Source organism: Nonomuraea sp. SYSU D8015 (genome assembly GCF_008065375.1).
Lineage (GTDB): Bacteria > Actinomycetota > Actinomycetes > Streptosporangiales > Streptosporangiaceae > Nonomuraea.
This window is the reverse complement of record NZ_VJYI01000026.1, coordinates 54,622-70,084: the sequence shown is the minus strand read 5'-3', so window position 1 is coordinate 70,084 and position 15,463 is coordinate 54,622. Positions and strand designations below refer to the sequence as shown.

Sequence of the window (15,463 nt, the reverse complement as noted above, 5' to 3'; positions counted from 1 at the left end):
TTTCGGCGACCGGGCCGACTGCGTCAGCGTCGGCGCTGGCCGCTGAACGGGATCTGGGCAGTTGGGCGCAGGCCACATACCTCCCGAGGAAGGCCGTGTTCTCCCGGCGGTGGGAAGGCGCGGGTGTCGGGCCGGAGCGTCTACGCCGGCAACGGCCTGGTCGGCTTCCCCGATGCCCATCGCCGTCGGAACGTCCTGCCGTCGGTGTCGGCTCATGAAATCCTCAACCTGGCCCTGTTCTTCGACGTCTGCGCACACATCAACGGCTGAACGGCGTTCTGAGAGGGCGCGTGATCTGAGTAGATTGCGGCGATCACAAGTCTGCCCTGCCGATGACGACACGGGCTGCCCCCTCGGTCGAGGAGATCGCCGAGCGTTGGACCGACGCCGGTCGCGGCGCCTCAGGGCAGAGCCGGCACGGCAGGCTGGGAATTGGTCCAGCCGACCTCGACCAGCGTCTTGCTGTAGGACTTCTGCGCCAACGCCTTGTCGTTGACCGTGACCGTCTGGTCCTGGGACAGCAACACCATCCTGCCGGTGTCGACGATCAGCCTCAGCTTGGCGGAGGTCGCCGTCTTCCCCGTCCCGCTCGATCTGTCGATCACGACGGCGGCGCCGGATCTGCTCAGGTCGTCCCCGGCGCGGCTGGTGTCCGACAACCTGAAGACCGGGGTGGACAAACCCGATCTCTACGATTCGAAACTGAACCGCTCCTATGCGGAGCTGGCCGCGCACTACGGCACGTTGGTCGACCCGGCGCGTGCCGGCAAGCCCCGGGACAAAGCGCAGGTCGAGCCACCGGCGACCACCACCCGGCCGCCTTCCGCCAGCATGTCCAACCAGGCAGCGCCGTCGGCGAGCGTCTTGACCGGCGCCACCCCGGCATACCGCTGCCCGGTGCTGGAGATGGCCCAGTCGGGCACCACGGCCGACGCCCCGGTCGCGATCACCAACTCGTCGTAACCCAGCACCTGCTCCCCATAGGTGACGGTGCGCGCCTCCGGATCGACCCTGGTCACGGTGGCACCGAGCCGCAGATCGATCCCCGCTGCCCGATGCTCCTCGGCACCGCGAGCCACCAGAGCGTCGCCGCTGGCCACGTCCCCGGCGACCCAGTAAGGAATGCCGCACGCCGAATACGACGTATCACCCGTCGCCTCCAACGCCGTCACGGCCAACTCGACCCCGGCCACCCGGGCCGTGCGGATCGCCTGATGCGCCGCGCTCATCCCAGCCGCATCAGCACCGATGACCAGCAGACGGATCACATCATTCGAGGCCATGCCGTGGAGCCTACCCAGCGAGGCTGGACTCGGTGTACCCGTGTTATACCGGTTGTTCGTACGCTGCCGCCGTGAAGAGGTTTCTCGCATTATCGGTGGCCCTGTTCGCGGCGGTGTCCGTGCTCGTCCAGCCGGTGGCCGCGACCGCGCTTCCCGGTGGCAAGGCGAATTACGTGATGTCGCTCGGCCTCCTCAAAGCGGGCTCGTCGGGGGACAACTGGGTACGACTCGGGACTTATCGATTCGGGGTCGACGGAGCCGTACCTGGTGGTGGGATCAACGCAAGCCGGTCGCCCTGCTACCGCGGCAACTCGCACGTCTACCCGCTCCTGCAGATCATCGATGACAACGGCGGCTGGCGAGGCTGGGTCGGCGTCGAGGCCGCGTTCTACCCGTACAACGACGTGGCCGACCCGCGGTCACGCGACATGCTCTCTGTCTTCCGCGTCGCCAAGACCTAACCTCGCCGTGCTAGATCGCCTCAAGGTTCTTCCTAGCTCGTTCCGGAAGGCTGCATCTCGGCTTGAACGGGAGGAGTAGGCGGTTGCGGAGGTTACTGCTCATCGACAAGGACACCCGGCTCGCTGTGGCGTTGAGCAGTGCGCTTCGGCGGGCTGGGTTCCAGGTGTGGCACGTCCAGACCACGGCCGCCGCTTCCATGAGTGCCGGATGGGACTTGGTCGTCATGGACCCGCACGCGGACGGCGATGGGTTCAACGTGTGCCGGGAGCTGCGCAAGTCGAGCGCCGTGGGAATCGTGATGCTGTCGGCGCACGGCAGCGAGGAGGACCGGGTCAGGGCGTTGCGCAATGGCGCGGACGACTACCTCACCAAGCCGTTCAGCTTCGCCGAGCTTCATGCTCGCCTGGAGGCCGTGCTGCGCCGGATCCGACGGCCCACGCCGGAGATCGTCGATGTCGGACCGTTGCGCGTTGACATCGGTCGGCACCAGGCGTCCGTGGGCGCGGACCTGGTGGAACTCACGCGCAAGGAATTCGAGGTGCTGGCCATCCTGGCGCGCAGGCCGGGAGCTGTGGTCAAGCGGGAGGAGTTCGTCTCCGAGGTCTGGCCGACGCTGAACGGCAACGGCTCGCGCACGTTGGACGTCCACGTCGCCACGCTGCGCGCGAAGATCAAGGATGCCGTGCGGGTGGAGGCGGTCAGGGGTGTCGGCTATCGCATGGTCCCCCCGAGTCAGGACGAAACGGAACCCGAGGCTTGCTGGCGCCTGGTGGTGATCTCTCCGCGGTTCGCTGACGCGGTGGTGTGGGCGGCCGGGCTGATCCACCGGTACGCCGGTACGGTCGCCGTCGTCACCGTGTATGGCGGGATGCCGGAAGAGCGGATGCCGCCGACGGATCGGGACCAGATGTGTGGGTTTACCAGCGCTGCTGAAGCGGTTCGTGTGCGGGCCGGTGAGGATGTCGCGGCCTGTGCCGTACTGAATGCGGACACGATCCATCTGCCTCACCAGGAGGGCGATGACCTTGACACGCTAGGGGAATTCCTCACCGGCCTGCCAGCTGCGACGGCGGTGATCGCTCCGGCGGGCCTGACGGACGATCCCGGCTATCACCGGGTGCGTGATGTCACGTGGCAGCTCCTGCGCTCGGGGCGGGAGCGCAGATTCGGCTTCTATGCGGACCTGCCGGAGGCGGCGCCGGCCCATGCGACAGGAGTGGAGCAGCGGCTCCGGCTCGATGGGCGCGAGTGGAGTGCCAAGCGCCGCGCCGTTTGCTCCTATGCGTCCCAGCTTGGCTTGCTCGCCGGACGGATGCCCGGGCTGCTTGCCCACCCCGGTCCGCTGCAGCGTGAATCGATCTGGTGGATCGGAGGTCCTCATGAGCTGGCCTAGTACGCAGCCATACGCCGGTGGACGCAGAATCCGGCTGCCATGGCCTTCCCGACCGGATGGCCCGGCCGCGCTCGGTCAGATCCTGCTCGGTTGCGCGCCGAACAGAACCCATTATCGGCAGCTCATCGGAGCGCACTCCACGGGCGTGACCCATCTGTTCCGGGCGGTCCCGTCCGGTGGCGCCTACCATCCCAGCGAGCTGTACGTGAGCTGGCACGGCTCAGCGGACCTGCCCGCCGGGCTGTATTACTACAACGCCATCCACCACGAGCTGGTGGAAGTGGCCGGGGCAGCGCCCTTGCCCGGCGGGAAACCCAGCTACCTGCTCGCGTGCCGGGTATGGAAGAACTCAGCGAAGTACGGGCCCCTGGGCTACCGGTTGGGCTGCCTGGACATAGGTGTGCTCGCCGGCCAGCTCTTGGCCCTGGACACCGGCAACGACACGGTGAACTTCTTCTTCGACCAGGATGCGATCGACAGCGCACTCGCACTGGATTCCGGTGTCATCTCTGTCTACGCCATCGTTTCCGAGCCGCCCGACGGACGCGACTGGATCCGATGGATCGAGAACCGCGGATGGGCGAGGCCCCGTCAAATCGATCCCCTCCACGCCGATCAGGAGCTGGCAGACCTCGCGGATCCAGAGGTACGGCGACTGCACCAGATGGCGGGAATCGCCAAGCACTCGGGTTCCCACGCACCGGCCCAGCCCGTGGTGCGCACGCAGACGTCGATCGCCCTGCCCGACGCGCCCCCGATCGATGTGGCAGCCGAGGCAATTCACCGGCGCTCGGCGATCGCCTTCCAACCTTGCCCCATCCGGCCAGACCAGCTTGCCGCGCTGCTGGCACAGGCCGCCGCGGACATCCCATCGGATGTCATGGCCGCGACGGGCGAGGAGCCCGCACTATCGCTCTACTGCGTAGTCAACAGAGTGACCGGGCTCGAGCCCGGCGCCTATCGCTATGACCCGGCGACCAACACGCTGCTGCCATGCGGCACCGCGGACGCACCCGAGCGGCTGGCCGTGGCCATGTACGCCCCGATGGAGCTCACCCCCATCGGCGCGGTGCACGTCTTCGTGGCAGGCCCGTCGAAGAGCGCGACCACCCGCTGGCACCGGGTGCTCCACCTCCTGGCCGGTGTGATCGTCCAGCGCCTCTGCTTGGCCGCGCGCCCCGTCGGCCTCGGGGCGAGGCCGCTCCTGGGCTTCGACGCCGCCGACGTGGATGCCCTTCTGGCCATGCCGTCCGGCCACAACACGTTGGTCCAGGTCGTTTTCGGTACGGCTGGCGCCAGCCCAGAAGTCTTGGAACTGGAGCTTCGGTGACCAATTCTTCAGGAGAACTCATGACGAGTCCGAGACCAAGACTGCGCGACGACTGCTGGTACGTGCCCGTGGAGGACGGGCTCTACCTGCGTACACATACACAGACTCTGCGCTTGCAGGGCCGTGGCCTGCACTCGCTGCTGGGGCGCCTGGCACCCCTCCTGGACGGGACGCGGAGCGTCGCCGAACTCGTGGCAGGGCTACCGCCGCGACCCGCCCAGGTGGTGACCCAGCTCATGCAAGAACTGCTCCGCCATGGCCTGGCCCGCGACGCGGCCGCTGAGCTGCCACATGACCTGGAGCCATGGGAAGTGCGCCACTACGCACAGGAGATCGCGTTCTCCGAGGGAGTGAGCGGCTCAGGAGGACATCTCTTCGAGCGCTTCCGCCTCGGCAAGGTCCTCCTCATTGGGGCGGGCGACACCATGACGGCCTTGGTCCGGAGCATCCTTCGGATCGGCGTACGACACCCCACCGCCTGGACCACCTCAGAGGTCCCTACCGAGACGGATCTCTACAAGACGGCCCTTGCCGATCCCGCTCAGCAGTTGACCATGGTGTCGGAGCCCGATCCTGGCTCTGATCCGCAGAGCTTCGCCGGCTACGACGCCGTCCTCCACTGCAGCGACAGGCCGATGCTGGGCAGAGCGGCGATCATCGCCCGGGCGGCCCGTTCTGCCGGCATCCCGTCGCTGCACGCTCTGCCGATCGCGGGCGCGGCCTGGATCGGGTTGTCAGGTTGCATCGAATGCGCCATACGCCGGGGCCGTGGTGCGATATCCCCCGATCATGCCGATTGGGTCGCACTGGACCTCTCCGACCGGCCGGACGCGACCGAGACCTACCTGTCGGGACCGCTGACCAGCATGATCGCCGCCACGCTCGCGATGGGCTACTTCCGGCACATCGTCGACACCGAGGGAACCGCCGCCCGGATCACAGTGATCGACCTGGCGACCGCGACAGCGAAAGAGCAGCGGCTGTATCCCCATCCGTCCTGCCAAACCTGCGCACCTCCCGAGCTGCCGCCGGTGGCGGACCGGATATCTCACCTGGCGGCCCGCCCCGCTGTGACGGCGGAGGAACTCACCCGGCGCGCGGCGAACCTCCTGGACCGCCGGTTCGGACCCCTGCTCGACGTGGGCGAGGACGACCGAACGCAGGTCCCGCTGGCCGCTGTGGCTGCGACGATGGCCGACCCGGCTGCCCAGCCGTCCGGTCCGCTCGTCGCCGTCGCGGTTGCCCGGGACCGGGCGCGGGCACGTCAACGGGCCCTGATCGGAGGGCTCGAACTCGCTGCGCGCCGCTGCCTGCCGCCGTGTGACGAGCCGATCGAGGTCGCAGCCGGGTTCACCTGGAACGAGGCGGTCGGACGGGCTCTACTGCGCCATCTCGTACGGCTGTCGCTGGAGCGCCACGAGGAACAAGACTGGCGAAAGGTCGAGCCGGACACTCTCCTGGATTTCGCCGAGCTGCTCGGAACACCGCTCGAGGTCTGGCTGCGTGCCGGACCGATAGCGGAGGTCGCCGTACGTGCTGCGGGAGGAGAGCACCTGGTCCGCAGTTGCGCGTTGACAGCGTCCGCGGCCCTGGAAGCCGGAGTGGAAAGCGCCGTCGCCAAGGTCGTCGGCCATCCGATCTCCGCGCTGGCGATCCCGCAGGACCTGGGAGACAAGGACTGGGAAACCCACCTGGGCCCCCTGCTGCAGCGCCTAGCCGAGGGCGGCCATCAGGTTCAGGTGACACCAATCGACAGATGTCAGGAAATCACCGACGTGCTGCCGTTCCTGGCAGCGGTCGCAGTCACGCCCGGCCGGAGGAGAGCCCGATGACTGTAGATCGGCTGCTGAGCCAGGCCATCCAAGCCGATGAGTCGTTGGAGATCCTGATCGCGGACGACCCCACCGCGGAAGACATCGCCATAGCCGCGGCCCGCCGCGGCCTGCCGGTGCTCGTGGTCCGCGCCGCTCTCGGACAGGTCACGATCGGTCCGCTCGTGGCCCCGGGGAAACCAGGCTGCGACACCTGCCGCCGACGTCGAGAGGAAACCGCTCTTGCCGCCGCCCCCGAAGGCGAGCGCGACCTGTTCGGGGCGGTGTCGTCCGGCGCGCTCCGCCCGACTCCGCCGCCGTTGACCGCCGCGACGCTGGAGGCCGTCGCCGCCCTTGTCGCCGGTGAATGCGCCGCGCTGCGCGACGGCGCCGCCCCGCGTACCTCTCAGGCGGTGATGGAACTGGACACCCGCACTCTCGCGGTACGGCGACGCCGCTTCCTCCCAGACCCGTTGTGCCCAGATTGCGGGATATTTCCGGACAACACGCCCGCCGACGGCATGCTCGACCTCGCCCCCTCCCCCAAGCTGTCGCCGACCTCCTACCGGGTCCGCGATCTGATCGCCGAACGTGAACGGCTCATGGACGTCTATGTCGACTCCAAATATGGGGTGATCCCGAGAGTGCCGTCCGGCGAGGCCGGCCCCATGGCGATAGCGCAGGCGCTCGCCGGCCGTCCGGGATTCTTGTCAGCGGCCGACGGATACGGGAGATCCCCGAGCCACACCGCCAGTGCGGTGGTCGCGATAGCGGAAGCCCTGGAGAGGATGGGGGGACTGAACCCGCGCGCCCGCAAGGTCAGCGTCCACGCTTCGTTCGACGAACTCGGCCCGGAGCGAGCCTTGGACCCAGTGCGGCTGGGACTGCCTGATTGGCCTCCAGCGGATTCCGGATACCGGTCCGATCTGGAACTGGGCTGGGTCTACGCCTACTCCTTCGCACGTGGAGGGCCCCTCTTGGTGCCCGCCAACGTCGCCTACTACGGTGAAGGGGGCGAGCGCTTCGTGTTCGAGTGTTCCAACGGCTGCGCGCTCGGCGGAAGCCTGGCCGAGGCCATCCTGTACGGCATCTTCGAGATCGCCGAGCGAGACGCATTCCTGATCACCTGGTACGCCCGACTTCCGCTGCCCAGGATCGACCCTCGAACCTCGGCCGATCCGGTCAACCGCCTGCTGGCGAGCTGGATAGAGAGCGACAGCTTGTGCCGGCTGCACGTCTTCGACGCCACGATGCCGGAAGGTCTGCCCGCCGTGATGGTGGCGCTGGTCGACGAGGAAGATCGCCCAGGCGTGCCGAAGGCGTACTTCAGCGCGGGAGCCCACCTGGACCCCGACCGGGCGCTGCGCGGAGGACTGTCGGAACTCGCGAGCGCCTATCGGGACGCTGCGGACGAACTGCGCAGCGACCCTGAACGTGCGGAGAAGGTGGCGGCCGACCCCGAGCTGGTCCGGACGATGGAAGACCACATGGTCGCCTACGCCTCACCCCTGGCGTGGCCGCGACTCGAGTTCCTGTTCACGGGCTCGGACATGCGGCACATGGCAGAGGCCTTCCCGCCCGATGCCCTGCACCAGCCTGCCGACGATCTACGCACCGACCTCCGCCAGGTCGTGGACCGCTACCTGACCGAGGGCCTCGACGTGCTGGTGGTCGATCAAACCTCAAGCGAGCACCGCGCCGCCGACCTCCACTGCGTCAAGGTCATCATCCCCGGCACCCTGCCGATGACCTTCGGCCACCGCCACCGACGCGCCCGCGCGTTTACACGGTTGCGCACGGCTCCGGTACGGCTCGGCTACCGGAGCGAGCCCTTGCCCGAGGCCGAAATCAACGCCTATCCGCACCCTTTCCCCTGAGTGTTAAGCGAACGATAACCGCAGTGGATCAGCGAAGGCGTAGTTCATACCGTCATTACGCAATTGTCGATCACAAACACCCGGAAAGGAGGGGAGATCATGGCGATCACCATGCTCGATGTGGCGGACCTTGGTCTGGACGTCATCCGGGTGATCGAGCACCCACGGCCCTGGAGATGAACGATGCGGCCCGCGCCGGAAGGGGCGGCTGCGGAGGAGGCGGCGGCCTGACGTGCGCCCGGCTATCACCCGAGATATCCGGCGATAGGAGGACAGATGATGAACGACATCGAGCTCAGTGTGATCATTCCAACCCATCGTGACGCCGAGTGTCTCGAGATCATGCTCCGATCCCTCACCCGCCAGACCCTGGCACCCGAGCGATTCGAGGTGATCGTGGTCCGGGACGGCGACTATCCGGGATACGAGGCCGCCGAAGAGGCAGGCAAACCGCTGGACCTTCAGCTGATCACGCTCCCTGAACGGCGAGGCCGGTCTGCGGCCCGCAACCACGGCATCGCGCGCGCCCGCGGCCGGGTCATCCTGTTCCTGGACGCCGATTCCCACGCCTCACCGGAACTTCTGCAGCGTCACCTCGGCCACCACTCGAACGGTCCGCGCGTCGTGGTCGGCCGGCGACTGGAGATGGGACCGCCGCAAATGGAAGCCATCATGCGCGGCGAGCCGGCTGTGGACGTGGACCTGCTCTGCGACGACACCCGCTTCCCCAGCGGCGATCACGAGATCCCCATGGCGCTCCAGGTGCCTTGGATGATCGCGTGGGCAGCCAACGTGTCGGTCCCACGAGACCTGGTGGTGGCGGTCGACGGTTTCGACGAAGCGTTCGGCACCACGTGGGGATGGGAGGATCCAGAACTCTTCTACCGGATTTACATGGAGCTGAGTAGGAATGCAGAGGCCTTCACCTACGATCATGCGGCTCTCTGCCATCATCTGCCGCACTACCGGCAAATAGGTGATTGGTACAAGGACTATGAGGAGAACTTGTCCCGGGTCAAACGCAAGCATCCGCATCTGGTGTGGGAACTCACAGGATGGAGATCGTCCGCTGAGACCGCGATCGTGCTCGCCCACTACCAAAAGGTGATCGCGGAGATCGCGGAGTCCGGCGTCGGCCGCATCGCGCCCGTGCTGCCCTGGGTCACCAGTCGGCTCGAAGCCCTTGGCGCGGCACGCGTGGTGTGGATGGGCAGCGATACGGAGAGCCTGCCGATCGGAGGGGAGACGGTGACGTTCGACTTCAGCCGCCCGCCATCGGCGACCAACTTCCACCTCCTCGGAGCCGCCATGCCGCTGGAGGCCGCCGGCTTCGACGCCGTGGTGAACGTCGATGTCTGGCAGCATCTGGGCAGGTCGGAGTTCTACAACCTCGTGGACGAGTCCGTCCGGGTGGCGGGGACCTTGCTCCTGGTCATCGCCGATATTCCAGAAAGCCATGAAGTCGCGATGGAGAAGCTGGTCTTTTTTGCCCGCGGGCTCGGCAACCACTTCCGCACCGAGTTGCTGGCCGGGGATGAACAACTGGCGCTTCAAATCCAGACGGCAGGCGAATGTCGCTGATCGAGGCGTACGGCCTGACCAAGGTGTTCCGCCTCGCGGACAAGCCTCCCGGCTTCGCCGGTTCACTGCGCCACCTGATCCGGCCGCGCTACCAGGAACACGTCGCGGTGAGGGAGGTGGATCTGCGCATCGAGGCGGGCGAAGCGGTCGCCTACGGCGGGCCGAACGGGGCGGGGAAGTCGACGACCGTGAAGCTCCTCAGCGGCATCGTCGTTCCCACAGCGGGCGAGGTGCGGGTGGCGGATGCGTGCCACACCGGCAGCGGCGCGCCAACGCGCGCAGGATAGGAGTGCTGTTCGGGCAGCGCTCGCAGCTGTGGTGGGACTTACCGGTGCGCGACTCCCTGGAACTGCTGCGCGACATGTACGGCGTACCCGAGCGGCTCTACCGCACCCAACTCGACCGTTTCGACGCCTCACTCGCCCTCGGGGAACTCCTGCCGGTGATGGCACGCAAACTCTCGCTCGGGCAGCGGATGCGCGCCGACCTTGCCGCTGCGCTGTTGCACGATCCGGCCGTGCTCTACCTGGACGAACCGACGATCGGCCTGGACATCACCGCGAAGGACCAGGTGCGCGCCATGTTGCGGCGGCTGCGCGAGCTGGGGACGACTATCCTGCTCACCACCCACGACCTCGCCGACATCGAGAACCTGTGCCAGCGGATCGTCATCATCGACGCGGGCTCGATCGTCTTCGACGGACCCATCGCCACGATCAAGGACTTGCTGGCCACGGAGAGGACCGTTCACTTCGTCCTCGCCGACGCGGCGCCACCTGGCCTCGCGCGGTCGCTGCCCGGCGTCACAGCGAGCCTGGACAGCTCATCCCACCATGCGTCGATCACGTTCGACCGGCTGCTGTTCACGGCAGGCCAGGTGACCAAGGCGGTGGCGGCGCAGGCGGACATCGTCGACATGTGGATCGACGAGCCCAAGATCGAGGACGTCGTGCGGAGGATCTACGCCCGCGACTACGAACTCCGATGAAGGGATACGCGGGCCTCGCGCGCAACTCATGGACGTCGCTGCACGTCTACCGGGTGAACTTCCTGCTCATCCTGCTCGGAACCGTCGTGCAGGCCGTCGCGATGCTGGCGGTCTGGCAGGCGTTGCTGAGCGAGGCGAGCCCGGGTTTCACCTGGCACGAAGTGAAGGGCTACCTGCTGGTGTCCTTCGCCGCCAACACCCTGGTCTCGGGGTACACCGACCTGCTGCTGGCCGGCCGGGTGCTCTCCGGCATGGTCGCGCTCGACCTGACCAAGCCGGTGGACTTCCAACTGGCGCGCTGGGCCGAGACGCTCGGATTCCTGGGCGTGGAACTCCTGGCGGTCGCTTCAATCGGCCTGATGATGATCTCCGTGGCAGCCCCTGTGCCCATGCCGACCGGCTGGCAGGGGTTGCTGTTCGTCGCCAGCCTGTGCGCGGTGGTGCCGCTCAAGTTCGGCATCGTCTATCTGACTGGCGTCGCTTGCTTCTGGACCCAGAACTACCAGGGCGTCAGCTGGGCCCGGGCCGGGATCGCCGAAGTCCTGTCCGGATCGCTGGTGCCCATCGAGCTCTATCCGGCCTGGTTGCAGACGCTGTGTCAGCTGTCCCCTTTCCCGAGCATGGTCTCCACGCCTGCGCTGATCTTCGTCGGGCGGGTCAGGGACGGGGAGGCGGTCCTTTTGCTTTGCCTGCAGGTCGGCTGGATCGCCGCCTTGTGGCTCATCGGGCGCGTGGCCTGGTCACGTGGGCTGCGGCAGATCACGGTTCACGGGGGATGAGATGAGGCGGCTGCTCTGGCTGTACAGGCGATGCCTGAGGGTGCACTTACGAGCCGTCCTGGAGTACCGGACTGGCGCGATCTTGCTGGCCGCCGCGGCCGTCCTCACCCAGCTCGCCGGTCTGATCTTCCTGCTCACCGTGTTCTCGCACCTTCCCGTGCTGGCCGGCTGGAAGCAGTGGGAGGTCGTCTGCGTCTACGCCATGGTGATCACCGCCGAAGGCGTCTGCTCCCTGCTGTTCGAGGGCACCTGGCACCTGGCTTCGATGATCAACGGTGGTGGGCTCGACTACCTGCTCGTACGGCCGATGCCTGTCGTCCTTCAACTGATGAGTTCCGCCGTGGGGATGAACGGACTCGGCAACCTCACGATGGGCGTTGTCTTGCTGGGCGCGGGCCTGGCCAATGTGGAGACTGACTGGACAGGACTTACGGTCATATGGGCGTTCATCCTGTTCATGAGCGCCATCCTGGTCAGATTGGGGATCAATCTCGCCGCCAGGGCGGCCTCCTTCTGGCTACTGAGCCCGTCGAGCGCCCTGGCTTATGCGACGCAGGCACTCGGCGACCTTGCCCGTTATCCGATCAGCGTCTACGGACCCCATCTGCAGACGGTCTTGACGATCGTGCCGGTCGCGTTCGTAAGGTTCTTTCCAGCCGCTTACCTCTTCGATCGAGGGCCGAACGGATGGCTGGGCGCGCCGACACCCATGGTGGCGATGGCTTGTTTGCTGATCGGCGGGCTGGTGTTCAGGGCGGGAGTGAGCCGATACGAGAGCGCAGGGCACTGACATACCGGCGGCATACCCCCGCTCGCTAGCCTCACTTTTGCTACCCGAAGCAGGGGGGAATGTGAATGGAGTTCCTCGTTCTGGGCGGTGTCGAAGCCCGCATAGGAGGCAGGCCAGTCAATCTCCACGCCAGACAGCGGGGTGTGCTGGCGATTCTCCTCGCGGAGGTCGGTCGGAGAGTGACGGTCGACGATCTGGTCGATCGGCTTTGGGACGGCGCGCCGCCACGGGCTTCCCGGGAGACCATCTACACCTATCTCTCCCGGCTGCGCCAGTTGCTGGGCGCCGTCCCCATCGTCCGCACAGGCGGGGGGTATGTGCTCGACGTCGAGCCAACAGCGGTGGACATGCACAGGTTTCAGCAGCTGGTGTCCAGGGCCAGAGCAGCGGACGACGTGGAGGCGTCCATCGCGCAGTGGAACGAGGCGTTGGCGCTGTGGCGTGGCGAGCCTTTCCAGGACCTGGATCTGGCCTGGCTCAACGGGGTCAGGGACACGCTCGTCAATCAGCACTTGTCCGCGTTCCTCGATCGCAATGACCTGTGGCTGCGCCACGACGGCCATGATCAGCTCCTGCCCGAGCTGGCGGCAGCGGCAGCGGCTCACCCGTTGGACGAGCGTCTGGCCGGGCAGTTGATGCTCGCCCTGTACCGGTCCGGTCGGCAGGCTGACGCATTGGTGCACTACACCCACGTGCGGCAACGGCTGGTCGAGCAGCTCGGGTGTGATCCCGGTCCTGCTCTGCAGCGGCTGCATGGCCAGCTGCTCGGTGATGACAGTAGCGTCACACCCCTTGTGGGAGCGCTCCCACCCGAGGTTCCGGCAAACCTGCCCCTTGACCCGGCCGGATTTGTGGGGCGTCGCGATGAAATGAACACGCTGGACCGGCTGCTCGCCGTACGAGCTCCTGTGGTGGCTGTGTCAGGTTCCGGTGGGGTGGGAAAGACGACGCTGGCCGTCCGCTGGGCGCATCAGAATCGTGACGCGTTTCCCGATGGGCAGCTCTACCTGGACCTGCGTGGCTTCGATCCGGCGAGTCCTGTGCTCGGCCCGTCGGAAGCCCTCCAAGCCCTGCTGGAGTTGCTGGGTGTTCCCACTGAGCAGATCCCGGAGAGTGTTGAAGCCCGGATGGGTCGCTACCGCAGCAAGCTGGCCGGCAGGCGAGTGCTTGTGCTGCTGGACAATGCCCGCGACGCTGCTCAGGTGCGGCCGTTGCTGCCGAGTCGGCCAGGCAGCATGGCAGTGGTGACCAGCCGCAGCACCCTGACCGGATTGATCGTCACCGAAGGCGCCCGGCCGGTGCCGCTGGATGTGCTCGACGAGGATGAGGCGCGGCAACTGCTGGCCGCTCGGCTCGGTGCGGGACGACTGTCCAACGAGCCGAGAGCCGTTTCGGAGATCCTGGCCGCCTGCGCTGGGTTGCCATTGGCGTTGGCCATCGCGGCCGCCCGAGCCACCACAACTCCGAAGTTCCCTCTGCTCGCGATCGCCCGCGACCTCACCGACGCCCCGCGTCAGCTCGACACGCTGGCGACCCAGGACCTCACGACGGACATCCGCGCGGTCTTCTCCGCGTCCTACCAGGCGTTGCGCCCGCAGACGGCGCGCCTGTTCCGGATCCTCGGCCAGCATCCAGGACCGGATATCGGGCTGGATGCCGCGGCCCACCTGGCAGACATGCCCAAGGAGCGGGTCGCCCGGCTGTGCGCCGAACTGGCCGACGCGCAACTGCTCGCCGAGTCCGTGCCCGGGCGGTACGTCTTGCATGACCTTGTCCGCTCCTATGCCGGTGAGCTGGCGCGGAACCTCGACTCGGCGAGAACGGTCACCTGCACCGGATCAGCAGTGCGCCCGACTCGCTGCGATCAGTGATGATGGAGACGTGTGACCCCAGCGCACGCAGGAAATACTCCAGGTCCCGATCGTCTGAGACCGGGTCGCCGTCGATCTCGATCCGCTGGGCCGTGCGGATGAGCAACAGTTCGTCGGCGATACGCAATGCCTCGTTCACATGGGTGCAGAGGTCCTGCCAGTGCAGCAGCCGCCAAAGATCCACGTTGATGACGACATCGAAGGCCCCTTCTGGGTAGCCCGTGAACAGACCAAGCAGATGCTCATTCGACTGTGATGGCGGTGCGCCGTGGTCCATTGTGATCGTCCCTGGGGGCAACGGAAGGTCGGCGGTCCCGAGACCCGCGTACAGGACATTCGGCCACGTGGACAGCAATTTTTCCACGCGACGCCACGTGGACTCGTCGGTGCGACCAGCCTCGGAAGCGGTGAACTGAGCCACTCGCTGCCGATAGAGCCGGATCTGGTAGGCGGATAGATCGGGCAGATCGACGCTCGGTTCGACCTCGAAGTGCGCATGCTTCCGCCGGAAGTATGGCTCATTCCCCCGGAACTGGCCGAGTTCGGATCCCCGGTTGCGGTAGTGCGGCAGATGGTACGAAATCATCGACTCGTCGTAGACGAACGCGTCCGGCAGCCGACCCATCTGGACGTAGATGCGGTAGAACAGGTCGATGTCCTCCAGACCCCATTGGAGGCCGAACTGTTCGTCGAAACATCCCACCGCGGTCACGAGCGCCCGCGGCACGGAGACGTTTGTGTAGGCATACAGCCAGGGGGTCTCCATGGCCAACCGTGCAGCCTCATCCGGCACCCCGGCAGGAAACCTTATATCATAGCACTCTCGGTCGCGCTCTTCCTTCGAGATCGCCTCGCCACGCACCAGCCGTCCAGCGAACCCCAGCGAGGTGATCTCGAGCCGAGTGCCCGCCGCCGCCCGTGGACCGGGCGCGTCCCTGTGGAAGCGCCAATGCTTTTCCAGCAGGTCAGGCGCCGCATAGCAGTCACCATCGAGGAAGAGTAGCACGTCGCCGCGAGCCAGGTTCACCGCATGGTTCCTGGTCGCGCTCCGGCCCGCGCGACCGGGAAGTGCCTCGAAGCGGAACCCAAGCTCCAACGCCCGCTTGGCGGACGCCTCGTAGGACACCTCGCTGGGATCCTCCACGACCACGACCTCGAACGCTTCCCTGGGCAAGCTCTGCCGAGCGAGCGACTCCAGGACCGGCTCCAGGCAATGGGCCTGACGGTGCGTGGGGATAACAACGCTCAGATCGTGTTTCCCGGTCCGTGTCATCGCATACCGCCTCCTCGCGCCCTTG

15 protein-coding genes and 1 pseudogene are annotated in these 15,463 nt (G+C 66.8%); 13 read left to right on the top strand and 3 right to left on the bottom strand.

Annotated features, from left to right (window positions below; all coding sequences use genetic code 11):
- The first annotated feature begins 123 nt into the window (after nucleotides 1-123).
- Entirely contained in the window at nucleotides 124-270 is a 147-nt protein-coding gene (locus tag ID574_RS49745) for a hypothetical protein (RefSeq protein WP_188196089.1), read from the top strand.
- A gap of 131 nt (nucleotides 271-401) precedes the next feature.
- On the opposite strand, the gene ID574_RS49740 is transcribed toward ID574_RS49745, so the two are convergent.
- Nucleotides 402-680, bottom strand: coding sequence for a hypothetical protein (locus ID574_RS49740; protein WP_188196147.1), 279 nt, complete (start codon nucleotides 678-680; stop codon nucleotides 402-404).
- Between ID574_RS49740 and ID574_RS49735 the strand changes: the two are divergent.
- A pseudogene (locus ID574_RS49735) lies at nucleotides 634-816 on the top strand (hypothetical protein); the annotation flags it as partial. The gene ID574_RS49740 and the pseudogene ID574_RS49735 sit on opposite strands and share 47 nt — an antisense overlap.
- Here the strand turns inward: ID574_RS49735 and ID574_RS49730 are convergent.
- Nucleotides 735-1,229, bottom strand: a complete 495-nt coding sequence (locus tag ID574_RS49730; protein ID WP_262496159.1) for an NAD(P)/FAD-dependent oxidoreductase — start codon at nucleotides 1,227-1,229, stop codon at nucleotides 735-737. The pseudogene ID574_RS49735 and the gene ID574_RS49730 sit on opposite strands and share 82 nt — an antisense overlap.
- A 125-nt stretch (nucleotides 1,230-1,354) precedes the next feature.
- Here ID574_RS49730 and ID574_RS49725 point away from each other — a divergent pair, with 125 nt between their 5' ends.
- The 11 genes from ID574_RS49725 (at nucleotide 1,355) to ID574_RS49680 (ending at nucleotide 14,165) form a co-directional block, all read left to right on the top strand.
- The gene (locus tag ID574_RS49725; RefSeq protein WP_188196087.1) at nucleotides 1,355-1,744 is read left to right on the top strand and encodes a hypothetical protein; all 390 of its coding nucleotides are present in this window, start codon (nucleotides 1,355-1,357) and stop codon (nucleotides 1,742-1,744) included.
- 83 nt (nucleotides 1,745-1,827) lie between these two features.
- Nucleotides 1,828-3,138 carry a response regulator transcription factor gene (locus ID574_RS49720; RefSeq protein ID WP_188196086.1) on the top strand — a complete coding sequence of 437 codons (1,311 nt, stop codon included), beginning with the start codon at nucleotides 1,828-1,830 and terminating at the stop codon, nucleotides 3,136-3,138.
- Between the two features lie 145 nt (nucleotides 3,139-3,283).
- On the top strand, nucleotides 3,284-4,468 hold the full coding sequence (locus tag ID574_RS49715; protein WP_188196085.1) for a nitroreductase family protein: 1,185 nt from the start codon (nucleotides 3,284-3,286) through the stop codon (nucleotides 4,466-4,468).
- A 221-nt stretch (nucleotides 4,469-4,689) separates the two neighbouring features.
- Nucleotides 4,690-6,300, top strand: a complete 1,611-nt coding sequence (locus tag ID574_RS49710; RefSeq protein WP_188196084.1) for a TOMM precursor leader peptide-binding protein — start codon at nucleotides 4,690-4,692, stop codon at nucleotides 6,298-6,300.
- Nucleotides 6,297-8,156, top strand: coding sequence for a TOMM precursor leader peptide-binding protein (locus ID574_RS49705; protein WP_188196083.1), 1,860 nt, complete (start codon nucleotides 6,297-6,299; stop codon nucleotides 8,154-8,156). The genes ID574_RS49710 and ID574_RS49705 overlap by 4 nt, the downstream gene beginning before the upstream one ends.
- Before the next feature lie 276 nt (nucleotides 8,157-8,432).
- Nucleotides 8,433-9,737, top strand: a complete 1,305-nt coding sequence (locus tag ID574_RS49700; protein WP_188196082.1) for a glycosyltransferase family 2 protein — start codon at nucleotides 8,433-8,435, stop codon at nucleotides 9,735-9,737.
- Entirely contained in the window at nucleotides 9,728-10,024 is a 297-nt protein-coding gene (locus ID574_RS62095) for an ATP-binding cassette domain-containing protein (protein ID WP_262496157.1), read from the top strand. Before ID574_RS49700 ends, ID574_RS62095 begins: the two co-directional genes overlap by 10 nt.
- 2 nt (nucleotides 10,025-10,026) lie before the next feature.
- Complete coding sequence (locus tag ID574_RS49695) at nucleotides 10,027-10,725, top strand: AAA family ATPase (protein ID WP_262496156.1); 699 nt, start codon at nucleotides 10,027-10,029, stop codon at nucleotides 10,723-10,725.
- Nucleotides 10,722-11,504 (top strand): ABC transporter permease, encoded by a 783-nt coding sequence (locus tag ID574_RS49690; RefSeq protein ID WP_188196081.1) that lies wholly within the window; start codon nucleotides 10,722-10,724, stop codon nucleotides 11,502-11,504. Before ID574_RS49695 ends, ID574_RS49690 begins: the two co-directional genes overlap by 4 nt.
- Nucleotide 11,505: 1 nt before the next feature.
- Nucleotides 11,506-12,294: an ABC transporter permease gene (locus ID574_RS49685; protein ID WP_223167886.1), complete on the top strand. Its 789-nt coding sequence runs from the start codon at nucleotides 11,506-11,508 to the stop codon at nucleotides 12,292-12,294.
- Nucleotides 12,295-12,359: 65 nt separating this feature from the next.
- Nucleotides 12,360-14,165, top strand: a complete 1,806-nt coding sequence (locus tag ID574_RS49680; protein WP_188196079.1) for an AfsR/SARP family transcriptional regulator — start codon at nucleotides 12,360-12,362, stop codon at nucleotides 14,163-14,165.
- Here ID574_RS49680 and ID574_RS49675 read toward each other — a convergent pair.
- Complete coding sequence (locus ID574_RS49675) at nucleotides 14,119-15,438, bottom strand: glycosyltransferase family 2 protein (RefSeq protein ID WP_188196078.1); 1,320 nt, start codon at nucleotides 15,436-15,438, stop codon at nucleotides 14,119-14,121. The genes ID574_RS49680 and ID574_RS49675 overlap by 47 nt on opposite strands.
- Between the last annotated feature and the right edge of the window lie 25 nt (nucleotides 15,439-15,463).